The 23,238-nt window shown below is 56.6% G+C and carries 21 protein-coding genes and 1 pseudogene; 8 read left to right on the top strand and 14 right to left on the bottom strand.

Features of this window, described 5'->3' with window-relative positions:
- Positions 1 to 208: pseudogene (locus tag WBL42_RS02915) on the bottom strand (hypothetical protein); the annotation flags it as partial.
- Between the two features lie 1,310 nt (positions 209 to 1,518).
- Between WBL42_RS02915 and WBL42_RS02910 the strand changes: the two are divergent.
- A complete protein-coding gene (locus WBL42_RS02910; protein ID WP_424719767.1) occupies positions 1,519 to 2,340 on the top strand; it encodes an N-formylglutamate amidohydrolase in 822 nt (273 codons plus the stop codon).
- 23 nt (positions 2,341 to 2,363) lie between these two features.
- Here WBL42_RS02910 and WBL42_RS02905 read toward each other — a convergent pair whose 3' ends face one another.
- The 5 genes from WBL42_RS02905 to WBL42_RS02885 form a co-directional block, all read right to left on the bottom strand.
- Positions 2,364 to 2,858: a peroxiredoxin gene (locus WBL42_RS02905; protein ID WP_424719766.1), complete on the bottom strand. Its 495-nt coding sequence runs from the start codon at positions 2,856 to 2,858 to the stop codon at positions 2,364 to 2,366.
- 79 nt (positions 2,859 to 2,937) lie between these two features.
- A complete protein-coding gene (locus WBL42_RS02900) occupies positions 2,938 to 3,651 on the bottom strand; it encodes a YkgJ family cysteine cluster protein (RefSeq protein ID WP_424719765.1) in 714 nt (237 codons plus the stop codon).
- 79 nt (positions 3,652 to 3,730) lie between these two features.
- The gene (locus WBL42_RS02895; RefSeq protein WP_424719764.1) at positions 3,731 to 5,023 is read right to left on the bottom strand and encodes a nicotinate phosphoribosyltransferase; all 1,293 of its coding nucleotides are present in this window, start codon (positions 5,021 to 5,023) and stop codon (positions 3,731 to 3,733) included.
- A gap of 146 nt (positions 5,024 to 5,169) precedes the next feature.
- Positions 5,170 to 5,529: a hypothetical protein gene (locus tag WBL42_RS02890; protein WP_424719763.1), complete on the bottom strand. Its 360-nt coding sequence runs from the start codon at positions 5,527 to 5,529 to the stop codon at positions 5,170 to 5,172.
- A 205-nt stretch (positions 5,530 to 5,734) separates the two neighbouring features.
- A complete protein-coding gene (locus WBL42_RS02885) occupies positions 5,735 to 6,232 on the bottom strand; it encodes a hypothetical protein (RefSeq protein ID WP_424719762.1) in 498 nt (165 codons plus the stop codon).
- A gap of 152 nt (positions 6,233 to 6,384) precedes the next feature.
- On the opposite strand from WBL42_RS02885, the gene WBL42_RS02880 reads away from it, so the two are divergent.
- Positions 6,385 to 6,942, top strand: a complete 558-nt coding sequence (locus WBL42_RS02880) for a DUF308 domain-containing protein (RefSeq protein WP_424719761.1) — start codon at positions 6,385 to 6,387, stop codon at positions 6,940 to 6,942.
- A 393-nt stretch (positions 6,943 to 7,335) separates the two neighbouring features.
- Positions 7,336 to 7,788, top strand: a complete 453-nt coding sequence (locus WBL42_RS02875; RefSeq protein WP_424719760.1) for a hypothetical protein — start codon at positions 7,336 to 7,338, stop codon at positions 7,786 to 7,788.
- 45 nt (positions 7,789 to 7,833) lie between these two features.
- Here WBL42_RS02875 and WBL42_RS02870 read toward each other — a convergent pair whose 3' ends face one another.
- Entirely contained in the window at positions 7,834 to 9,435 is a 1,602-nt protein-coding gene (locus WBL42_RS02870; protein WP_424719759.1) for a DEAD/DEAH box helicase, read from the bottom strand.
- Between the two features lie 527 nt (positions 9,436 to 9,962).
- Between WBL42_RS02870 and WBL42_RS02865 the strand changes: the two genes are divergently transcribed.
- The 3 genes from WBL42_RS02865 to WBL42_RS02855 are packed head-to-tail and all read left to right on the top strand — an operon-like array spanning position 9,963 to position 10,952.
- Positions 9,963 to 10,538: a flavodoxin family protein gene (locus WBL42_RS02865; protein ID WP_424719758.1), complete on the top strand. Its 576-nt coding sequence runs from the start codon at positions 9,963 to 9,965 to the stop codon at positions 10,536 to 10,538.
- A 37-nt stretch (positions 10,539 to 10,575) separates the two neighbouring features.
- Positions 10,576 to 10,740, top strand: coding sequence for a hypothetical protein (locus tag WBL42_RS02860; protein ID WP_424719757.1), 165 nt, complete (start codon positions 10,576 to 10,578; stop codon positions 10,738 to 10,740).
- Positions 10,740 to 10,952, top strand: a complete 213-nt coding sequence (locus tag WBL42_RS02855; protein WP_424719756.1) for a hypothetical protein — start codon at positions 10,740 to 10,742, stop codon at positions 10,950 to 10,952. The genes WBL42_RS02860 and WBL42_RS02855 overlap by 1 nt, the downstream gene beginning before the upstream one ends.
- Before the next feature lie 14 nt (positions 10,953 to 10,966).
- Here WBL42_RS02855 and WBL42_RS02850 read toward each other — a convergent pair whose 3' ends face one another.
- Positions 10,967 to 11,710: an MBL fold metallo-hydrolase gene (locus tag WBL42_RS02850; protein WP_424719755.1), complete on the bottom strand. Its 744-nt coding sequence runs from the start codon at positions 11,708 to 11,710 to the stop codon at positions 10,967 to 10,969.
- Between the two features lie 138 nt (positions 11,711 to 11,848).
- On the opposite strand from WBL42_RS02850, the gene WBL42_RS02845 reads away from it, so the two are divergent.
- Positions 11,849 to 12,688, top strand: a complete 840-nt coding sequence (locus WBL42_RS02845) for a deoxyribonuclease IV (protein ID WP_424719768.1) — start codon at positions 11,849 to 11,851, stop codon at positions 12,686 to 12,688.
- 262 nt (positions 12,689 to 12,950) lie between these two features.
- Positions 12,951 to 15,617, top strand: coding sequence for a PAS domain S-box protein (locus WBL42_RS02840; protein ID WP_424719754.1), 2,667 nt, complete (start codon positions 12,951 to 12,953; stop codon positions 15,615 to 15,617).
- Positions 15,618 to 15,908: 291 nt separating this feature from the next.
- Here WBL42_RS02840 and WBL42_RS02835 read toward each other — a convergent pair whose 3' ends face one another.
- The 6 genes from WBL42_RS02835 to WBL42_RS02810 are packed head-to-tail and all read right to left on the bottom strand — an operon-like array spanning position 15,909 to position 23,203.
- Positions 15,909 to 16,112 carry a DUF2997 domain-containing protein gene (locus tag WBL42_RS02835; RefSeq protein ID WP_424719753.1) on the bottom strand — a complete coding sequence of 68 codons (204 nt, stop codon included), beginning with the start codon at positions 16,110 to 16,112 and terminating at the stop codon, positions 15,909 to 15,911.
- A 29-nt stretch (positions 16,113 to 16,141) separates the two neighbouring features.
- Entirely contained in the window at positions 16,142 to 17,770 is a 1,629-nt protein-coding gene (locus WBL42_RS02830; protein WP_424719752.1) for a hypothetical protein, read from the bottom strand.
- The gene (locus tag WBL42_RS02825; RefSeq protein WP_424719751.1) at positions 17,767 to 20,577 is read right to left on the bottom strand and encodes a hypothetical protein; all 2,811 of its coding nucleotides are present in this window, start codon (positions 20,575 to 20,577) and stop codon (positions 17,767 to 17,769) included. Before WBL42_RS02825 ends, WBL42_RS02830 begins: the two co-directional genes overlap by 4 nt.
- 5 nt (positions 20,578 to 20,582) lie before the next feature.
- Complete coding sequence (locus tag WBL42_RS02820) at positions 20,583 to 22,142, bottom strand: AAA family ATPase (protein WP_424719750.1); 1,560 nt, start codon at positions 22,140 to 22,142, stop codon at positions 20,583 to 20,585.
- Between the two features lie 3 nt (positions 22,143 to 22,145).
- Complete coding sequence (locus WBL42_RS02815) at positions 22,146 to 22,544, bottom strand: DUF1257 domain-containing protein (RefSeq protein ID WP_424719749.1); 399 nt, start codon at positions 22,542 to 22,544, stop codon at positions 22,146 to 22,148.
- 8 nt (positions 22,545 to 22,552) lie between these two features.
- Positions 22,553 to 23,203, bottom strand: a complete 651-nt coding sequence (locus WBL42_RS02810) for a 4Fe-4S single cluster domain-containing protein (protein WP_424719748.1) — start codon at positions 23,201 to 23,203, stop codon at positions 22,553 to 22,555.
- Between the last annotated feature and the right edge of the window lie 35 nt (positions 23,204 to 23,238).

The following is a 23,238-nucleotide window of genomic DNA, read 5'->3' as shown; positions in this document are numbered from 1 at the left end:
TCGACGGTAGCGCAATGTTTACTGCTGCACCGTCAAACGGGGTCAAAAACCCTGCGAGGACTGCGATCAGGAGGACGATTCCCTTTTCGGTCCCGGTCAGTACCTCGGGCGGGTTCCGGCAGATATCTGCAGGCCCCTGTTCCTGGCTGACTGTATCATGTTCAGCACATCCGGGATCTGTGCCACCTGGTGATTCTGGTTTCTGCATTTGTATCAGTGGTCCGGTATCAGGTATTTCCGGAAGCGGCTCTATGTAACCTGCGCATAGTTGATGTGAGGCGCTGTTGATCCCTAGAAGAGATCCTCAATCCAGCTTTCCATGAGAAGTATTTCTTTCAGTAATCTTGTGTGTCGTACTATCAATTATTATGTCGGATGTTACTTTCGGAAACTCCCTCATGATACTCATGAAGCATGAAAAGAACCTGACCCCTTCATTCTCTTTTGTCTGGAAGCACTATCCCTTGTTGATTTCTGATCCGGATTGACGGGAGTTTCTCACTCATCAGGTATATCAGCACATCAGTAAGCCGGCAGTATTTGCCAGGGTTCATGAAGTGTTGGGCACAGGGAATGTTATTACCGGATTGATCATGATCATCAGAAATCTGGCGTTCAGGTGCGATTTCAATAAACCTACCGGGAGTTTATTGGCAATGGTATTCGGTTGCATGGGTATATGTATCATCATACGTTTATCCATGCCATTACAGAGTAGGATTGACTATTTTTTTTAACAAAAACAAGGAGTACCTGACGGAAACGGATGATCGTCTTATGATACCTCCCGGGGCCTGCAGAATAACACATCCAAATCCGGATACTTATTACATCTTCTATAAAATACTCTGTAAAAAAAATCGCATATTCTGGGAGGGTTTCGAAATTTTATAGTAGAATCTGGCGTATCCCGTCAATCCGGCAAATTAATAATACTTTTATACCCCTTCCTTTCCACTGGAGAAACCTGCACAAACGCCACAAACCCGAAATAATACTTTTTAATAGCATTCCCGGTCTTGCCGGTTCAAAAGGAAATACAGGTTTCCCCCGGTTCATCCAAAACCAGGTACAATGAGGGAAATATGATTGTGCCCAGGAATACAATGCCACCGAAAGTACCTGATGCCCGATGCTCAAGCACGAACTGCTCTTGCAATACTGGCATGATCCACGGTATGCCTTTTTATGAGGTTATCGTATGTTATGCCGATCGGGGGCACCAGGCGACCGCTCATTGCGTGAACGGCAGGGAAATCCGTCTCATCGAATCGTATTATTTTGAGATTGGCGCCGGCGAAACTACTAAATGAATCCCCCTGTCATCGCATACGAAAGATTACCTGTGCCGGTGAACCGGTCCGGGGACCGGTCAGGTGGGAAATGAAAAAAGAGCAGGCCGTTTTCACGCGAGAGATCCTGCCGCAAAGTGCGTTTATTTCTTTTGGATAACTCCAGATACTGTGCCTTATCCAAAGATTAACTAAACCACCCCTCCCATCTTCAGTCAGGATAACAATGCAGTATCCGTTCTTCATCTCCATTCCGCATGGCGGTACGGAGATTCCCCCGGAAGTGACAGACCGGTTTGCTCTGAACCGGCAGGAAGTCGCCTACTATAGTGATCCTGTCACGCAGACACTGTACAATTTTGGCAATGCGGCCGGGGCGGTGATCGATACACCCGTTTCACGCATGGTCGTGGATCTCAACCGGCCCCCGTTACCCCTCCCCCCCCATGATCCCGATGGTATCATCAAAGTGCGCACTATCGATGGCAAACCGGTCTACCGTGCAGGCCTTTTCCCTGACATACACCTGATCCACCGTCTCATGATGGAATGGTATTTTCCCTATCACCAGCAGATCGATGAGCTGATCGACAGGAACAGGATTAAAATCGCGTTCGACTGCCACACGATGCTGCCGTTCGGATCAGCTGAACAGAAGGACGCAGGTAAAAAAAGACCCCTGATCTGTCTTGGAAACAACGGTGACAACCGGGGCCTGGCAGTGAATGGGGGTATCATTACCTGCCCCGGACCCTGGATACAGGAGCTTGCCCAGGAATTCCGCAGGGAATTCTCTCCGGAATTCCCTGGAGGTGCGGTCGCGATCAACAACCCGTTCTCCGGTGGTTTCATCATCAATGCGCATTACTGGCGCAAAGGTATTCCCTGGATCCAGATCGAGATAAACCGGTCCCTGTATGAACCGGGGGTGAATCCGGATCCGTCACGTGAGCCGGCATATGGGCAGATCGATCTGTTGCGGGAAAAGATCTGGCGGGTACTGACCGGTTTCTGGGACCGGCCGGGAAGGGATGAACCGGGTGAATAAACCCGTTGCCCTTTGCAGGATCTTCAGGAGACGTCCTGCTTTTTTGCAAGTAACACCGTTTTGACTTCCTCCGCGTGCCCTTTCGGGCTGACCTTTCGCCAGACCGCAACGATGATCCCTTCAGGATCGATCAGGAACGTATCCCTCTGCGTCCCGAGAAACTCCTTACCGAAAAGGGTCTTTGGTTTCCAGGAGCCATACGCGTCCAGCACCGTATGTCCGGTATCGGAAAGGAGCAGGATGGAGAGACTGTGTCTCTCGGCAAATTTCTGGTGGCTCGCAGGAGAGTCCGCACTGATCCCTATGACCTGCGCCCCAATCTCTGCAAACTTCTCAAGCGCGGCATTGAACTGCATCGCTTCCACGGTGCAGCCGGGGGTATTGTCCTTCGGGTAAAAATACAGCACTATCCATTTTCCCTGGAATGTACCAAGACATACCTGAGACTCATCTGCATCCGGCAGGCAGAACGGTGGCGCTTTCTTTCCCATGAGGGGATCATCGGGTGACTGTACCATTGGTATCAGCAGAGTGATTGGTACCCCGGCTCTTCAAGGTACTGTTCGGGGAACAACCGGGTCCTCCCTGTGGTGTTTTTCAGTCACTGCGGATAGTGTGCTCTTCGAACCGGTCATCGTAATAGACCATTACCCGGATCACCCCGCCTTTTGCAAAGGCCCGCATCCGGTCATCGTAGATCTTCTGCACGTGCCTGAGCTTGTGCCGGGCAAAGTGATCCTGGATACATTCGAGAAAGTTGATCTCCTGGGTCAGGAACGCATTCTCGTACTCTTTGGTCTCCCGTGCCATAGCCAGGGTCTCTTCCTCAGGGAGCTCCCTGCCGTAGTCCCCATGCAGGTCAATCCCTGCAAACTGCCGCCAGTCAACGACACCGGTTTCGTCGGGCTCGCGGTGGAGCATATATGGGTAGATGCGGCAGATGGCAAACCTGCGATCATAGATCCGGCACCGGCCGTTTTCGAGGAACCAGCAGGTACCGGGTTCGTCCGCCTTTGCTTTGAGGGCATACCCGGAGACATAAAATGTCCCGTTCTGGTCGCAGAACTCCGGGTCCGGGGCCGGCTCCAGGGCCTTTGGATCGATCGACCTGACTGTTGCCACATCGCGATCAAGCAGGAAGACATGGCCGTTGAAGTCGCGTGTGCAGCATTTTGCACAGCAGGTGCATGTAAACCCAATCTCCCGGATGATTGCGGCAAGACGGTCAACGGGGTACTCATAGAGACTGTTGCGCTCCCGGGTGAGAGCATCGATGCGGAAGGGAATCGGGACAAGGGAAATGGTGATCACACCATATTGGTTATAGGGAGATTTGGCAGGGCAGGGTATTGTTTTTTTGTCCGGCAAAGGCCGGGCACATTGTCATTCATCATGGCATCCCCGTCTCCAGGTCACGTTTCTGGTGCACGATCACAGGATATTCTCCTTTTGCCAGGGTTTTCAGGCGGTCAGGAAGTTGTGCGATCCCGCTCTCGTATGTTGCCCGGATCCCTGCCAGTGCCGGCAGAGGTTCGACAGATTTTCCCTTCCTGAGATATACCCTTACCAGGCCCTGCCCCCCGTCACCGCTGGCAATTACAACCTCGTCGTGCTCCATGATGCCGCCAGCATAATGCCGCTGGATCTGCCGGCGGTACGGGAATGTGGCCTTGCCCGGGCTGCTCTTGGACCTGGGCTCACCCTCGTACTCTACGAGTTTGTAGATCATATCGAGGAATGGTGCATCCGATGATGTGATGAAATGCGTTCCTACACCGAATGAATCTATGGGAACACCTGCTGCCAGCCACTTGTCAATAGAGTACTCGTCAACACCGTTGCTGACGAAGATCCTGATCCGGGACAGGCCGGTCGCGTCAAGGCGTTTTCGGATCGTGAAAGCCTGTTCCGGGATGTCCCCGCTGTCGATCCTGACTCCCATAACCGGAATACCCTCCTTCGCAAGCCGTATGATCGTGTCCGTGCAGGTACGTGCATCATAGGTATCGATCAGGAAGAGTCCACGGTCCGGGAAGGATGCAGAGTATGCCCTGAAGGCGGTCTCTTCATCGGCAAACAGCATGATATAGGAGTGCGCCATCGTCCCGATTACCGGGATACCGTACAAACGGCCGGCTTCAAGGTTCGAGGTCCCGGAAAACCCGGTAATATATGCTGCCCGGGCCGCTGCAATCCCGGCCTCCGGCATATGGGAGCGACGGAAGCCGAAATCGACGATACTTTTCCCCCGGCTGACCCCGGTGATCCTCGCGGCCTTGGATGCAGAGAGGGTTTCGAAATGGATGCAGTTGAGCGCCAGCGTCTCAAGCATCTGGATATCGGGGAGAGGGCCTTCGATCTGGACAAGGGGTTCGTTCTGGAAGACAATCGTGCCTTCCGGAACCGCATAGAGGTTCCCGGTGAACCGGTACCTGCGGAGATACGAAAGAAAATCACTGCTGAATATGCCAAGACTGTCGAGATACGCAATGTCCGCATCGGTAAACCGGAACTCCCCGAGCTTCCGGATGAGTGTTTCAAGGCCGCATGCGACGAGGAAATTCCTCTCGCCCGGTAGAGACCGGCAAAAGATGGAAAAGACCGCAGTGCCGGTTTTGCCATGCCCGAGATAGCTCTGCGCCATCGTCAGTTCGTAGAGATCGGTGAGCAGTGCTGTTCCCATGGATGTTTCACCGGGTTATTATCCCGCTTCCTGATCCCGGAACGTTCCCGGGATCTTCTCCTTTTTTATTTAACATCAGATGGGAAAAAACAATGGATGTTGTTGTTCCAGGCTGCACACGGACCGTCAGACTACCGCGACTCACGTTATTCAAATTCCAGCAGGACACGGATTTTGTGTTCTATATGTCCTGAGATCTGGTAACAGCCATCCGGGCAGAGATCGCCCATCAGGTTCCTGATTGCCTCCTCCAGTTCATGACCGGATATCCCATGCTGTTCGTGATCCAGGGTTTCTTCCGGGGGGCATAGTTGCGGGGACGCAGGAATTCTGCACAGGTACGGGTTTGAACCACGGACCCGGATAAAGTAGTAATTATTCCCTACCAGGGACCGGCGGTCTTTCTGTACCCTTTCCAGAACAATGCCATATTCCTCCAGATCTGATCCATGCACCGGATCTGTTATGACTACCCAGCGGGATTCACCCGCATGCAGACATCCCATCTCTTTCCCTCCAGGCTTTTAAAAGAATCTTCCTGCATCTCCCGGGCATTTTGCAGATTGCAACCTGATCTCCGGATGGTGGGAACCGGGTTTCTCACAGTATATATTTTTTGGAGACGGACGTTCATGAACATGCCCGGGTAAAGGAACGTGGCGAGACCGGACGACCTGTCCGAACCCTGGTAAAAACACGTCTGGAAAAAAATTAATTGTACGACCGGAACGGTACGTAGCCATCATAGATCTTTACTCTGTCTCCGTTGGGGGTAATCGCCCAGACTTCTGCCCTGTCGCTATTCTGTGTCGTTCCGGCAAGAACGATATTCTTTCCTACAAAGAGTGGCTGGACCATCTTATCACTCTCAACGACCCCGTCGGACCGCGTAACCTGTACATCGATCTCGGGAATTACATTCATGCCCTTACCTCCGCGGAGGGAGGTAGTGATCTCCGGGTCGATCGCTTCCCCGTTGCTCTGCACCTGGACCTGAATGCTCCAGATCTCTGAGAGCGTATCGGTAGGTCCGGGTGTGGTGGATGCGAGGGTGGTGGGCACACTTGTCGGGGGTGCAGTTGTTTCTGTAGTCTGGATGGTGGTCGGTGCCGGTGTTGCGGCTGCCGGCGCTGTCGGCTGGGCGCACCCTGCCACAAGTGCGAGGACCATGCACAGCATCAGCGTGAATACAATAGTCATCTTATTCATACCGCATGTTTTCACGGGAGGGTATTTGAGGGTATTGTCAAGTAAGGGAATGTGGCCCGGTTTTCCTGCACGTAATCCGGAAAATGCGCATACATTTTTCCATGAAGTGAGTGGGTCGAAATAGTTATCAGGCGGGGTGTCGACGTTTTACCATGCATGAACCTCATCCGCTCCGGTGGAAATCCATGATCTTCTTAGGCATTCTCACGTTCCTGATCGGGATGATCCTGCTCTTTTTGCCGGGATTTGACACCGGCATGTTCACTATATTCACCGGCATTGCCATCATTCTGCTTGCTGCAATTATCGTTGCCGAGAGCCTGTTCATCGACCGTGAAGGCATGTCCCGGTGGGGAATACTCATCCTCGGGGTCCTTGGTATCCTCTTTGGTCTTTTTGTGATTTCCGCCCCCCTGCGTCTTGTCCTCGCGACCGGCATCGCGCTGGGGTTGTTCCTCGTCATCTTTGGGATCATCGAGGCGTTTGTCAGCTATATCATCCTCGAAGACCTCATGGTTCGGCTGGTCATCGGGTCCATGGGATTTGTTGCAATCCTTCTCGGCACGGTGATCCTCATCCGAACCGTGGCCGTTATTGGGATGCTGACGTTCCTCACCGGCCTCTATCTCGTGATCTTCGGCCTGATGCGGATCGCGCACGGCCTCAACGAGCGCAATGCTGAACAGAACATCACGATTAAGCGGCTGTGATACGGGGCATATCTTTTTTTAGTAACTCACTTTTGTTTGTAATTTCGTCAAAAAATATTTTTTATTTTCATACTCCTGTCACTCTTTTTTTTATTGTGGATTGGGACTCCAACAATACCTCCTGCTTAATGCAATAATTTACTCCATTATGGCAGGTTTTGTAGAGTTCGTGATGTTTTGTGCTGAGGTGAAAGGGCAAATTTCTTAATTTTTTGCTCTGTAGAAATCGTTTGAGTTATTTGACGCTCTAGGGGCTTCGCCCCGCCGCTGGGGCGCTCCAAATGCGATTGTGCTGTATTACCAGTGCACAAAAATTCAGAGAATTTTTACAGGTAATACCGAGGCATCACACGCGCCCCCGCCCCCATTTGGGGCAGGTCTGGCGCAAGGGGGATGATCATCATTATGAAAAAGAGGATTTCTACAGAGCATAATTTTTCTATATGTGGCCAGGAAGTAGCGTTCTTTAAATCCACATCTGTCCTTGACATAATTCCCTCATTATTCTCTGTAAGCCAGGGTCTGGGAACATATTTCCCCCAGAGGCCCACGTCATTATTGCCGGATCCTCATCTCTTTTCCGGAAGGAGTCCGCTTTCACTCTCGTCCCCTCTCTCTGAACTACCCCCACAGGCAGGCAGTGGGGATGGGAGTGCAATCGTTGAAAAAAAATATGTGGACTATTGGTTATCCCGAAGAAAATATTCCCACTGCCTCTGGCAGTTCCCTCCGCTGTGGCAACCCTGGAATGCGATACCTCCCGGACAGGTAATTCCCTCAGGCATCATAATGCGCAGGGGCGGTGAGGGGGGACAGGTACTGTCCCTCCTCTCTAAAAAAATCTGATAAAATTATTCCTGTACAAATATTCCTGCGAGTGGCAGAAAAAAATTACGCCCGTTTTCCCGACGCGGGCTCGATCCCGGTGGGCTGGTTGCGGATCGTCCGGTCCTTCATGATGTTATAGACTTCCGCGGCATTCTCTTTTGGCACCTCGACAAATGAGTAGGAATCAAGAATACGGATCGCGCCGATCGCTTTCCCGGGAATCCCGGTCTCCCCGGCAATCGCCCCGACAATGTCCTTTGGGGCGACCTTGTGCATTCTCCCGACACCGAGGAAGAACCTGACCATGCCGTGCTCTGCACCGGTTTCGCCAAAATCGACTTCCCCGGAGGGTTTCTCTGCGGTCAGCTCGGTCCCCATTTCCATCTGCAGCTTGAGGAGCGCAGCGGCAATATCGACGGTGCTGATATCGCCCTCGGCCTCGGTCTCGATGATCCGCACAAACTGCTCAAGGCCGCCAGCCTGAATCGTCTCGCGCACCTGCTCAAAGACCACACGGGTCTTCGACTGGGCAACATCGCTCTCTGACGGCACCGGCATACGGGGGATCTGTACCTTGGCATAGTGCATGATCTCCCGGAGCTTGGTGAAGTCCTTGGGGGTAACAAAGGTGATCGCCTTACCGCTCTTGCCCGCCCTGCCGGTCCGGCCGATGCGGTGAATGTAATATTCCACATCCTGCGGTACATCGAAATTGATCACCATGTCCACATCGTCGACATCTATACCCCGTGCAGCCACATCGGTTGCGATCAGGATCTCGATGGTGCCCTTGCGGAACCCGCCCATGACCCGGTCCCGCTGGGACTGCTTCATGTCGCCGTGCAATTCGTCTGCCCGGTATCCCCGGGCCCTGACCTTACCGGAGAGCTCCTCTGCGCGCCGCTTGGTGTTGCAGAAGATGATCGTAAGGTTCGGGTCAGCCATATCGATGAGCCGGCAGAGTGTGTCCAGCTTGTCGCGTTCCCGTACCTCGATATAAGACTGTTCGGTCTGCGGCACGGTCAGCTCTGCATACTCGACCCGGACAAACTCCGGCTTTGTCTGGAACTTCTGGGAGATCTCCAGGATCGGTTTTGGCATGGTGGCCGAGAACATGAGGGTCTGGCGTTTCTGCGGGACCTTCCGGAGGATCAGTTCGATGTCGTCCCGGAATCCCATGTCGAGCATCTGGTCGGCTTCGTCAAGGACGACCGTTGTTACCTCGTCGAGCCTGAGCGTGCGGCGGTTAAGGTGGTCCATCACACGACCGGGTGTGCCGATCACGATGTGGACACCGGACTGCAGGGCCCGCAGCTGGCGTTCGATCGGCTGGCCGCCGTAAATTGGCAGAACCGTGATGCGGGGGAGGTGGGCAAGGAGGTTGGAGAACTCCTCTGCTATCTGGATCGCCAGTTCACGGGTAGGGCAGAGCACGATGGCCTGCACAACCCGGCGGGTCGGATCGATCTTCTCAATGACGGGAATACCGAACGCTGCGGTTTTGCCGGTGCCGGTCTGCGCCTGGGCAGTCACGTCACGACCGGCCTGGATGAGAGGGATGGCGAGTGCCTGGATAGGCGAGGGCTCTTCAAAGCCCATATCTTCTATTGCTTTCCCGATCTCGCGCGAGAGCGCAAAATCGGAAAACTGTATACGCGTATTCATATCGCAACACCATTTGGCGCATGAGCTCATAAGATGGCGCACGATACAATGTACTGGACTCAGCACTTCTCTAAATTATTTCACTCTTTATGGGATAAAAACGCCCTGCCCTCAGACATACGGTCTCGCCCCTCAATCCGGGGCCTAAACGGGCTTATTTTTCCCTCAGGATCCGGTGGTGAACACAAAAATGGAACAATTTTGTCCACCACGGAAATTATCTCCGCGATTTGTGGCGAAAATAAAAAACCGGTCAAATTGCGGGGCGTTATATTTCCCCTTTAGCGGTGTTCTGGAAGGGGTGTTTTTTTGGTCGGACTTTGTATCATCTGGTACCCGATCGGGTTCCCGGAGGCCATTATGGACCAGAATCCGGATTGGGGATGGGCAGGAAAATTTGGGGTTATTGATCCAATCTGAAATTAGTGAAGTACTGGGACTGTACAGGAAATGTTCACTATGGGGGCCGGAACCTCCCCGTGTTTTTTATACCGGGACGCGAGACAGGGTTAGTACAGGAGAGTAGCATGAAGGTTGTTGCATTCAATGGCAGTGCCCGGAAGGATGGGAATACCGCGATCCTTGTCAGCGCGGTCTTTAAGGAACTGCAAAAGGAAGGGATCAAGACGGAGCTTGTCCAGCTCGCGGGAAAAAAGATCCACGGCTGTATAGCGTGCGGGAAATGTTTTGAGAAGAAGGATGGGCGGTGCGCGGTCAAAGGCGACATTGCGAACGACTGTATCGAGAAGATGGCGGACGCGGACGGGATCATCCTTGCATCCCCCACGTATTTTGCTGACGTCTCGACCGAGATGAAGGCGCTGATCGACCGGTCCGGCTATGTGGCAAAGGCAAACGACGACATGTTCCGGCGCAAGGTGGGGGCGGCGGTGGTGGCAGTCCGCAGGGGCGGTGCGATCCACGCGTTCGATACCATGAACCATTTCTTCTTCATCAGCCAGATGGTGGTGCCCGGTTCTTCCTACTGGAATGTCGGCATCGGCCGCGAAGCCGGTGAGGTGAATGACGATGAAGAAGGGATCAGCACGATGAAGACGCTAGGCGCCAACATGGCGTGGGTCCTGAAAAAACTGAACAAATAATTTTTTTGTTTTTAAAATCTTCTCCGGGAAATACTATGTGGTGATCGTGTCACACCGCTATCCCGGTGATAATCCCTGCGATCTCCTGAGCGGTTGCTGGGTCCATGTCCTGCGCGAGCACCTGCCCGGCCAGCTGCGAAGACGGCCCGGAAACAGACCGGTCATTATTGCTGCGAGCCCGAACTCCCCGAACCGGAAGTAATGCCGTTTCCCTGCACAGTTCTTCTTCTCTGCATACGTCAGCTCTTCGATCCTGGATATGCGGAGCTGCCGGATCAGGTTGCGGAACTCAGCTTCGATCTCTGCCGGCGTTCACCGAAGGCCGCTATCAGGATCGGGACGCAGATATTCTTCCCGCCAATGACGATCACGAAATACGGGGGGATCATATTCCGGTCCGCTGTACCGATCTGAAAAAAGGAATACTGCTAAACGGTTATGGTGAGGTCATCGTTTGCCACAACCAGCCCCGGACACTCCGCGGCAAACCGCTCATGAACCGCCCGGCGTTCTTCAAGAGTGCGGTACACTTCCGCGCCGAAGTGCGTCAGCGCAAGCCGCCGGGCGCCGGCCTCTTTTGCGATCCTGATCGCCATCTCCGGGTTCAGGTGCGGCCACCCGGGACTCTCATCGCCAGGTTTCAGGCCGCATTCCGTTATAAGCATGTCTGCGTTGCAGCCGAGAGTCACGGCATTATCGCAGACGCCGGTGTCCGTGCAGTACGCGATCACCTTCTCGTCGAGTTCCAGCCGGTACCCGAAGCAGGGTGCCGGGTGGATGAGCGGTAGGCAGGTGACCGTGAAGGGGAGGTAGTGCGTTCCCGCAATGAGTTCGCGAACTTCATTTTTGAACGGGAGCTCTTTGAACGGAACCGTGTAAGGCTCGTTGACAAATGTCCCGAGTTGCCCCAGCGTCCCTGCCTGCGTGAAGATCTTCAGCCCCTTGCGGAACCGGAACTTGCAGAGGGTGTGCAGGCCGGTGATATGGTCGATGTGCATATGGCTGAGGAAGAGGAACACCGGTTTGTCCTGCGTGATATACCGGTCAGCCTTCGCGATGCCATTGCCGGCGTCGAAGATGATATCATAGTCCTCTGACTGCACAAGGACTGAGACGGTGTTGCCGGTCACGCTGTCGTACCAGCCGTTGGTGCCAAGGAACGTCACCTTCATGTGTACCGGATTGGCGTTATCCCCTAAAAAGAACCCGGTGCGGGTACTCGTGTGGCGGAGACCTCCCCGATCACAACCCCCAAATACCCCGGCACCAGATTCCTGATTAATGGCACAGCAGCAGGGGCGCAGAACGGTATGGTGAAAGTCGGGGTCCATGTCTCGATTGCCGGTTCCCTCGACTTCGCGGTGGACCGGGCAAAGGATGCAGGATGCAACGTGTTCCAGATGTTCTCGCGCAACCCGCGGGGATGGGGATACCAGCTAGTCCCCGCCGAAGTGGCGGAAACATTCCGGGCAAAAGTCCGCACCACCGGCATCATCCCGGTCGACCACATGCCCTATCTCCCGAACCTTGCCTCGCCGAAACCTGAAATCTGGGAGAAATCGGTCTCTGCCCTGACCGCCGAACTCGGCCGGTGCGGAACGCTCGGGATCCCCTGCCTTGTGACCCATCTCGGCCACCATCTCGGCGACGGGATTGCGGGGGGACGGGCCCGGGTGATCACGGCAATCAATACGGCTCTCGGCGAATCGGACAATGCCGTGCAGCTGATCCTTGAAAATACCGCGGGGGAGAAGAACAGCGTGGGCAGTAGTTTCGAGCACATCCGGGGGATCATGGACGGGATCGAAGAGAAGAAGCGGATAGGTATCTGCTTTGACACCTGCCATGCGTTCGCGGCAGGCTACGAGCTCCGGTCAGAAGAAGGCCTTTCCGAAACGCTTGCGCAGTTCGACGAGCAGGTTGGCCTGAAGAATCTTAAGGTCATCCACCTGAACGATACCAAAGGCGACCGGGGCAGCGGTCTTGACCGGCACGAGCACATAGGCCTGGGGTTCATTGGCGAAGACGGTTTCCGGCACATACTGCACAACAGGATATTTTCCGCCCTCCCGCTGGTCTGCGAGACACCCGTGGATGAACGGCGGGACGACCGGGGCAATATCGCAAAAGTGCGGGAACTGGCCGGGTAAGAATACCCGGAAATGCAGAAATACGGCGCGTCCTCCCGGTTCCTTGTCGGGAACCGGTGTACCCTCCTGGCAGCAGTTGAGTGGAAATGGTGCCGGCATCAGGTTTATGCAGGACTGCCATTTTCCTTTTACCCATAAGTCCCTGCATGAGCAGGCATACATTTCTGTCCCGGTCTTCCGGTTGTATTGCAAAAATACTATTTGCAAATCTTTATACGACTCCATGATGACCAGAAACAATAGCCCGGCCTGATGGACCATCATGATCTCCCTTCTCTATGTTGATGACGAACCTGACCTCCTTGAGATCGGGAAAGAGTTCCTTGAACGGGCGGGTGAGTATTCGGTTACCCCCGTGACATCGGCAGAGGACGCCCTTGCATTGATGGTTTCCCGGCATTTTGACCTGGTACTCTCTGATTACCAGATGCAGGGGATGGACGGGATCGCATTTTTGAAGGAAGTCCGGTCGCGATACCATGACCTTCCCTTCATCCTCTTCACAGGGAGGGGGCGGGAGGAGGTCGTCATCGACGCGATCAACAACGGGGTCGATTTCTATCTCCAGAAAGGGGGCGAACCGCTCGCGCAGTTCACCGAGCTCAGCCACAAGATCATGATCGCCACCGAGCGAAGACGTGCCCTGGATAAACTACGGGTTGCCTACGAGCAGATCATGGTCCAGGAAGAGGAACTCCGCGGGCAATATGACGAGATGGTCACACTCCATACGCGGACCGATGAGTACCAGCGGATGCTGCAACAGGTCCTCAACACGGTCCCGGTCCGGGTGTTCTGGAAGGATACGAGCCTGCGTTTCCTCGGCTGCAATGAACCGTTCGCCCGTGATGCCGGCTTCTCTTCTCCCCTCGACCTGATCGGGAAGACGGATTTCGAGATGGCGTGGAGAGAGCAGGCCGAATTGTACCAGACCGGCGACCGGAATGTCATCGATAACGGTATCTCTAGGATCGGCTACGAGGAGCCGCAGACTTCACCAGGTGGCCGGCAGATCTGGTTACGGACAAGTAAAGTCCCCCTGCGGGATGCAGCCGGAACTATTACCGGAGTGCTTGGTACGTACGAGGACATCACCAGCAACAAACAGGATGAGGAAAAACTCCGGCTCCTCAGGATCTCGGTTGAACGGGCGTATGATGAGGTGTTCTGGCTTGACTTCGAAGGAAATATTCTTTATGTGAACGATTCAGCCTGCCGGATTACCGGGTACTCGCGGGAGGAACTCATTGCCATGAAAATTTTTGAGCTGGATCCGGATTTCCCCCCGGAAGTCTGGAACCGGTCTGTTGCCGACCTCCGGGTTAAAGGCTCGCATCTGTTCACGACCCGGCACCGCTGCAAGAACGGTGTCATCATCGATGTCGAGATCATGACAACCTACGCCATGGAAGGTTCGAAGGAGTTCAGCTTCGCCTTTGTCCGCGATATTACTGCCCGGAAGCAGGAGCAGGAAAAAATGCAGGCAGCCTACGAGCTGCTGGTTGCCGGCCAGCAGGTGCTGCAGGAGAGCGAGGTCCGGTTCCGGAAGCTTCTTGAGCAGTCGTTCGATGCAGCGATCATCCACCAGGACGGGCTGGTCGTTTTTGCCAATGACCCGGCTGCCAGGCTCCTGAAAGCTCCGGGTCCTGAAAGCCTGACCGGAACAGCAGTTATGGATCTCGTGGATCCGGTATCGGACACGGTTGTCCGTCAACGGATCAGGACCATGGCCGAATCGCCGGAGAATGTTGTGCCGGCAATCGAAGAGCGGTTCCGGTGTCTTGATGGTACTCCCGTTAATGTTGAGGTCATCGCCTCCGCCTCCGTATACCGGGAGAAACCGTCGGTCCTCGTGCGGTTCCGGGATATCAGCGAGAGAAAAGCGGCCGAGACTACCCTCCGGGAGAGCGAAAAGCGGTACCGTCTCATCCTGCAGCATGCCTCAGACGCGATCATTATCCACGAGGTTACCAATGAACACCCCGGCAGGCTCATTGAAGTGAACGACAAAGCCTGCCGGATGCTGGGGTACACCCGGAAAGAACTGCTCGGGATGAGCATTCCGGATATCGATGTCCCGGAACAGGCAGCACATAGCCCTGCTATCCAGCAGCAGCTCTTTTCTGAAGGTACTGCGTTGTTCCAGACAGAACATGTAACAAAGGACGGTACGCGGATCCCGGTGGAAGTGAGTGACAGCCTTGTTACCCTTGATGACCGCCATGCAGTCCTTTCGATCATCCGTGACCTGCGGACCCAGAAGAGGACAGAACAGGTGTTGCGGGAGGCCAATCGGAAACTTGGCCTGCTCAGCAGCATCACGCGCCATGATCTCCGGAACAAAGTCCACGCCCTCCTGGGGTATCTCGCCCTTGCAAAGCATAAATCAGCAGATCCTGTCATGACCGGCTTTATTGAAAAGCTGGAGTCAGTCACCGGTGCCATCAGCGTGCACATCGAGTTTACCAAAATCTACGAGGACCTCGGCAGCATGGAACCGCTGTGGCTGGATATCATGGCGGTAATTCCCCGATGGCAGGTTCCCCCGGAACTGGCCCTGGAAGAAGACCTGCCACAGCTCATGATTTTTGCCGATCCCCTCATTTCCAGGGTCTTTTCCAACCTCCTGGATAACACAGCCCGTCATGGAGAACATGCGACAACGATCCGGATATCCGCAAGGGAATATCCGGAAGGGCTTGTCATCGTATGGGATGATAACGGGATTGGCATAGCGGTGAACGAAAAGGAGAGGATCTTCACCCAGGGATATGGAAAGAATACCGGCCTCGGCCTGTTCCTTTCCCGGGAAATCCTCGCGCTCACCGGTATGACTATCCGCGAAACGGGGACGCCCGGAAAAGGAGCGCGGTTCGAGATCCTCGTGTCCGGAGGGGCATATCGTTTTATTGGCAGGGAGCCGGAGTAACTTCCAGCCGCCCGCCGGATATCCGACACATTTTTGCTGTCCACGGGTCCCCCTCGGCACCATTAAAGAGCCCGTTCTCCCGCACTGCGGTGCATCTGTACCTGTCCTTTCCTCTTGCCGCTGCCCGGATTGCAGCAGGCTTGCGGATTGCTGACAGGAATGGGAAAAAAAGGAAACTCTTGCAAAACCAGACGGGCAGGCCTGCCTCAGGATCTTCAGGAGCATCCTGCTAAAACGACACCCGGGCCACCCTGGCAGGAGTGCAGATATGCAGGAATTCTTTTCCCGGTCTCAGGTCCTGCGGATATACTCGTGCTGCTGTGTTGAGACCGGTTGTTCGTAATACGCGGGCAGGAATTCCCGGCCTTCTACATCTCCTGCAGCATGTTCCAGTTTTTTCGTCATCTCCAGGCAGCCGGCACCATGCGCCCCGGTCACTTTTACCTGTATCCGTCCTTCGTTGTCTATCGTGATCTCCAGCTCCTGCATGTCCATGGTCAGTTCACTCCTCACTTACTCGTCATTCACACCAGCGTATGCAACGCCTCATCCTTTTTCAGCAGCCTGTTCGTGCCAAGATCGCGTACCGTGACACAGAGGTTTCTTCCGGCATCGATCGTAAACGTCAGTTCGAACCGGGGCTCCCCCTTTACCGCGGGCGGCGATGCCGCCAGGTAAACCGGGGTGCCCCCGGTCACCGGCACCGGCCTGCCCCGCGCACCGGAATCCGGTTGAGCACCTGCAAGCCGGACCCCTCCGGTTTTATCGGCAACCAGCTCGAGCGCTGTTATGCCGTCTCCCTGTGGCGCAGGCATCTCGTACAGGGGAATCCCGAGCTGGGTCTGCCCGTCGTAGGCAGCGCAGATGGTAACCCGGGCTGCCTGGCCGGCGCTCGGGAACCGGGCCCCGCTGTGCACGAGGAAGCGGTACCGGTGCTCCCGTGCTACCGGATCCCAGTACCGGAGCGCATAATCGCGCCGGATCCGGCCCGTGTCCTGTACTGGCTGTGCACATAAGGCGGCCCCGTGTGCCGCGGCATCGCGGGAACGGTCGCAATGGACGGGGCACGGGGCAAACCGTTTCCGCACGGCATCCTGCACTACGGAGAGGGCGCACCCGCTGCCAACCAGGAGTACTGCCCTGAGTGCGTCTTCCTCAAATCCGCGGGAGCGTGCCTGGGCCAGGGCGCGGTCGATCGTCTGCTCAAGGGATGTGAAGAACCCGTTCGAGTCGAGGACCCGGGCAAGGTCTCCCCGGGAGAATTCCGGCACGGGGCCGCTCATGTATCCTGCCCCTGATCGATCCGGGGGACACGCGTCCGGGCTGGTCAGTCGCGACCGGATATCCCGTGCAGTCCGGAGGAGTGCAGGGAGGATCGGCTCTCCCCGGCTCCCTGCACGGGTCCATGCCCTGTGGCTCCGCACCATCAGGTCGCGGGCAATCCATTTGTCGATCGCTTCGCATCCGTCAGGCTTCCCGGCCCTTCCCCGCACTGCCATTGCTGAAGACGTGCCTCCTTCAGATGGATCCACAGCAATAACAACCGATACATCGAGCTCCAGTTCATCACAGCGGAGGATGAGGAAGCTATCCCCGGGTGACGGCGCCATGCCGTATCCTGCCACAACCGCCAGGGACTCATCGATTGTCTGCCAGGAAGGAGCATCTGCGGCGCCGGCAATGCGCCCCAGCCACTGGATGTACTGTTCCGGTGCACCGGGGGGGATCGAGAAGACGATACCGTGGCTCCTGCCGGTCTCCCGGACGGCCCGGGTCAAGACCTCCCGGAGGAACTCTTCTCCCGCATCCTGGTACCGCATCCCCCGGCTCCCTCCGCCCGGCATCCGGACCGGACTGTTTTCCAGCACGTATTTTCGCATCCACCGGGCCGTGCACGGATGAGCTGCACGATCCCCCCGGGCGGACAACGCTCCCAATACAGGTTCTCCGGTTTCCGTGTAATGGATGCAAACCGGGATGCACGACGACGGGCCCTCAGGATCACCAAAGGGAACCTCATCCGACCAGCCGGGAAACGTCACCTGCCAGCTGTCATCGCTGCCACCCCGGGTAATGACGAGGGTATCGTTGCCAAAATCCACCCCGATCCGGGCGGGCTGTTCTCCATGCATTTCCGTTATGTCCGTTGTCATCGCCCCGCTATCTGGATATCGAACGGCCCTGCCTCATGGGAGGGAGAACAGATACCAATCTCCCCGCGGAACCTGCCTGCGAGCATCCGGTAGAGAAATGTCCATTGCGATCTCATGGCCACATTGTCTCCTGTTGTTTCCTCATACGCACACGGCATGTCATCGATTCTGGTTTGCGACAGGTTTTTTGTCCAGGGAAGCCGGGTGACCCGGACCATCCCGTCCGTCCCGCTCGTTGCCACGTGCTCCACCCCTGGAACAAAGGCAATGCCGCTTACGGCGGCAGTGTGGACCGGGAGGATTCGGATGAGCCGGCGCTCCGTCAGGGAGCAGAACGCAAGGGAACCGTTCTCGTAGCCGGCAATAACCAGTTCGCCATCCGGAGAACCGGCAAGGGAAGTGATTTTTCCGGGGATTACCGGAATGGTGCACTCCGTTTTACCGTCCGGCAACCGGTACACGCGGATCGCCCCGTCGGCACTTCCTGCAGCAACGAGCGATCCGCCCGGCAGGATTACACAGGCGCTTACTTCTTTCCGTGTGTCCCGTATCACGACTGAGCTCCTTTTTGCCTCAATGTCCCAGATACGGACGGACGTGTCGTTGCTGCCGGTAACCACCTGTGATCCATCCGGAGTTACAGCACAACAGGTCACGATGCTGGAATGTCCTCTTCCCTTTCCTGCCAGGTGAAGATCCGGCACCCGCCAGTACCTCACCAGACCGTCCCAGCCGCCGGATACCAGCAGGGAGCCGTCCGGTGAGAACGTGAGTGAACGCAGGGTGGTACCAAGCCGGTCCCGGCCCGCCACCAGGCTTCCGGTCGCAAGTTCCCAGAGCCTGAGCGTAGCATCGCTCCCGGCACATGCCAGGAACTTCCCGTCAGGACTGATCGCAATCGCTTTTGCTGACGGTATATACAGGTCGATCGAGCAGAGCAGGGTCCCCGTTTCCCGTGTATACTGTCGTGCGATACCGTCCGCAGTCACTGCGATCAGTACCGCCCCTGCTGGTGTCATGCCAAGTCCGGTCACCGGACCCGCTGGTCGCTGGAGGGTCCGGCGGATCTCCCCGGTCGGGAGGTCACGAAGCGTCACCGTTCCGTCCCACGAAGCCGTTGCAACCAGGGAACTGTCCGGGGAGATGGCACAGGCCGATACCGGCCGGGTATGGCCCCGGAAGTCCCGGACCAGCCTGCCACCAGGCGATACAAAAATCCTGATCGTCCCGTCGTCGCACCCTGCTACGCACAGGCCGCCATCCGGACTGATCGCGCAGCAGCCGGGACGCCGGTTATAGAACGGGATGCCGGCGCAGGGACCGGGCTCATCCCATCTCCAGAGCCGGAGGATATTGCCGGTATCCCAGACCATGGTTATGCAGCCGGCAGTGCTGATCGCATGAGCCGCGGGTGTACCGGAAAATCCTGCACAGGTTAGCACACGTCCGCTTGCAGCCGGATCCCAGACCGCAGGCTGCGCATGTTCGGATAATACGAACAGGAGCGACCCGTCATCGCTGAATGCAAGGGCGCGGACCTTATCACCGCTGCCGGAAACTCTTTGGTCTGCACTGGTCCTTCGGTCCCGGTACCTGATGGTCCCGTCATCATGCCCGCAGGCTACCGAATGCCCGTCCGGAGCAGCTGCAAGGGCTGTGACCGGTGACGGGTATCCCTCAAACCCGCCCGCTATGTCTCCTGTGCTGCAGTCCAGAAAGACCACGCCCCCGTTTCCTTCTCCTGCCAGCAGGAACTCCCCGTTCGCAGAAAGGAGCATTTCTGTAATCCTGTGGAGCGGCTCATCGAATGACCAGCGCACCGCGCCGCCTGGAATATGCCGGCACCGGACTATCCCCCTGTCGTCCAGGGAAACAAGGCTGCTGTTATCCGGCAGGAGGACCGGGTCTCCCGCACGACCGCCGCCTTCGGACCAGCTGGCAAGAAGCCTGCCCTGTGCGATCTGCCAGACCGAGATCGTCCCGTCAGCATGAGAACCCGCGAGCAGGGAGCCGTCCCGGGAGAAGACCAGTTTCAGGCACTGGCGGTCCCGGCACGCGAGCGTGAGCTGGACCGGGTCCTTTGGGTGCGGGAAGTCCCAGGCCGAAGGAAGGGATGCGATGAGATCGTTGAAGAGATGGCGGTCCGCTGGCGGCGGTTTCCATCCCCCGTCATGCAGGGCATGGAGGGACCGTACTGCAAGGGATGGGGGAGCGGAGAAGAGCAGTATCCAGAGGGTATCCCAATCCTCTTCGTGTATGAGCCCGGTGATGATGGTTTCCCATTCGGCCCGAGACCATGAACCGGGGTCTCTTGTGTCAGGTTCTCCCAGAAGGGCCCGGGCAAGGACCGGGCACATTCCGTCTGCGTCCCTGCCGGTTGCCAGAAGGACGTTTTTCCGGGTCAGCGGACCTGCAAGCCGGTATCCCTCCGACAGGAGCGGGTAGCGGGGGCTGCGGTCAATGGCTGCGAGGCAGTCTTTCTGCCCGGTTGCCGCATAAAACAGTGCCCGGGCCGGGAGGCCGGATGGTGCATAATGCCGGGATAGGGCGATCTCTGTGAGCCGGGGATGGACGTATCCTGCGTCAAGCACCCGGTTGCAGAACATGTCAACCGTTTCCCGGGATGGGAGTGTACTGAGGGCGGACCGGGCGGTTTCCCGTATTACTCCATCATCAGAATTCACAAGTATACGGCAGAGCTCCCGGACTGCAGCGGGGTCACCGTTCCGTGCTGCACGGGCAATTTTTTTCGCACTGCGCCGGACCAGCAGCGTGCCGATAACAGGGACAGTAACCGGGAGCTGCATCTCTCTCACGGGAGCCGGGGAGCAAAAGCTTCCAGTGCGATCGCTCTTCCTTCCGGGGGAACCGTAACCGGCGGGCGGGACGCGGACTGGGCCCTCCCTTCGGCAAGCCAGGCACGGAGTGCAGCAACCGTTTCCCGTTGAGAGACCGAAAGAGGAACCTGTGTCCTCATACAGAGGATAATATCATCCGTGGTAACACTGCGCATGTTCTCATTGAATGCACGGTACATCGCATCGATGACGGTCTGCTCGATCTCTGCCCCTACGTACCCCTCGCTTTCCTTACCCAGCAGGTCAAGATCGAACTCCGCAGGGATGCACCGGCGTTTCCTGAGGTGTACCGAGAAGATTTCCCTGCGTTCCTCGAATGTCGGCAGATCAAGGAAGAAGATCTCATCGAACCGCCCTTTCCGGAGCAGTTCCGGCGGGAGTGCGGCAATGTTATTGGCCGTGGCAACGACAAAACAGGGGGCGGTCTTGTCCTGCATCCAGGTGAGGAGGTGCGCAAAGACCCGCTGGCTTGTGCCCGCATCCCCGCTGCCGAACGCAAACGCTTTCTCGATCTCGTCTACCCAGAGGATACACGGGGATATCGCTTCGGCAAGGGCAAGCGCCCTGCGCGTCCTCTCCTCGGACTCTCCCACGAGGCTGCCAAAAAGTGCTCCCACGTCAAGCCGGAGCAGGGGCAGGTGCCAGAGATCGGCGATCATCTTCGCGGTCAGGCTCTTTCCCGTTCCCGGGATCCCGATCAGGGCAATCCCTTTCGGGGCAGGAAGGCCGTAATCCCGTGCATCCTGCGTAAATGCCCGTTCGCGCAGCCGCAGCCAGTCCTTGAGGACAAGGAGCCCCCCGACATTCTCTGGTGTCTCGGTATAACTGTAGAACTCCAGCGCGTCGGAAGAGCTCAGGATATCTTTCTTATCGGCGATGATCGCATCGATATCCGTATCCCCGATAGTTCCGCTGGTAACGATCACCTTGGAGAAGGCCCGGCGCGCCTGGTTGATAGTCATGCCAAGGGCTGCCTGGATCAGTTTCTCCCGCCCGCCCTGCGAGAGGGTACTGGTAATGCCGCTTGTGGAGAGCAGGGTATCGAGGTCTGCTGAAAGTTCGGCTGCACCGGGCGGCGGGAAGTGGATGGTCACTGCTTCGTCCCGGATCTCGTCCGGAACCCGGTGGGACGGTGTCACGATCACGATCGTGCGCCGGTTGTACCGGAACTGCTGCGAGAAGTTCCGGATCCTGCGCTTAACCTGCGGTGTATTCCAGTATTCGTGGAAGTCCTTGAGAATGATCACGGCGTTCTCGTCGGTCTTCCCCACGTCCTCGAGCGCTGCCAGCGGGTCGCGGGACTGGGCAAGGAAATTCCTGCTGCCCGCGATCACGGCAAAGCCGTCCACGCTGTCCCAGGCAATGCACTGGCGGTGGGGATCCCAGGTCTCGCAGACCTCCCGGATCCGGGAGACGACCCGCTCTTCCTCCGGGGTGATCACAACGATCAGGGTCACCCGGGCCCGGAGTGAGATGTTGAGCCTCCGGGCAAAATCCGGCTCCTGCTTTGGCATCACTTACTGCCACCTCCTGACCACGATACGGAGTGTCCCATCCTTCTCCTCGACCTGTGAGACCACGTCAAACCCGTCGGCCCTGGTCTGTTCGAGCACCATCTTTTTCGCATAGGCCTTCTGGATCAGGCCAGCCTGTGCATCCAGTTCCGCTGTCATTTTAGTATGAGTCCTGCTGCCGGCTCCCCACAGGTCTGCCACCATATCGTACGTGCCATCGGTATTTTTCACAAAGCCGATACCGTATCCGCCGGAATTCCGGGCAGCGATCTCCACGTCATGATGCCCATGATATCCTTTGACGGTTGTATCCGTCTCCACGCTGTACCCGAGCCCCCGCAGGCACTCCACCAGGGCCTGGCGGTGGCGGAATTTTGTCCTGATGCGGCTGAAATGCGACACGGTTTGTCTCACGCTCCCCTGCACCGGCATGCGAGCTGTTCCACGAGCGGCTTTTCCGGAAATCCGCTGGTCGTGATGCTGCCATCCATGCCGATCGTAAATTCCACCCTACTGTCCCGCCTTTCGGGCCCGGAACGCCCCCCGGAGACCGGGCCAATCCTTCCGCTTATGGGGATGACCTGCTGGTTTGAGGACCCCCGGTACATCCCTGTGCACGCAAGGCTGTCGATGTAGGGCCCTGCGATAAGAAGATCCGTGATACTCAGGAGATGATACCATGAAGGGCGGTGGCCCCGTGCGAGTTGATCGGTTGTGAATCCCGTATAGGTCACGAGCGTCAGTCCCGCCTCTTTGACCCGGTCCCCAAGCAGGGCAAGGGTGGCGGCCTGTGCGAACGGTTCGCCCCCGGAGAAGGTGACACCGTTAATATCGGGTATTCCTGTTATACGGGACGCGAGCTCGTCGACCGTGACAATGTGTGCGGGAGAAAAGGGCCAGTATGCCTCGTTGAAGCATCCCCTGCACCGGATCGGGCATCCCTGCACCCAGACGACAGCCCGGTTGCCGGGACCGTTCACCTCAGACCTCGGGAGAAAACCCGCGAGGTTGAGTTGGTCTTTTCGTCGGCATCCGGGGTCGCTGAACTGATGCACCATCATTTTTCCGCCGCTTTTATATTGGCCTTCCAAAATGA

The sequence above is a fragment of the Methanoregula sp. genome, from assembly GCF_049686655.1.
GTDB lineage: Archaea > Halobacteriota > Methanomicrobia > Methanomicrobiales > Methanospirillaceae > Methanoregula.
The sequence above is the reverse complement of the archived record's forward strand: the minus strand, read 5'-3'. Positions and strand labels throughout refer to the sequence as shown.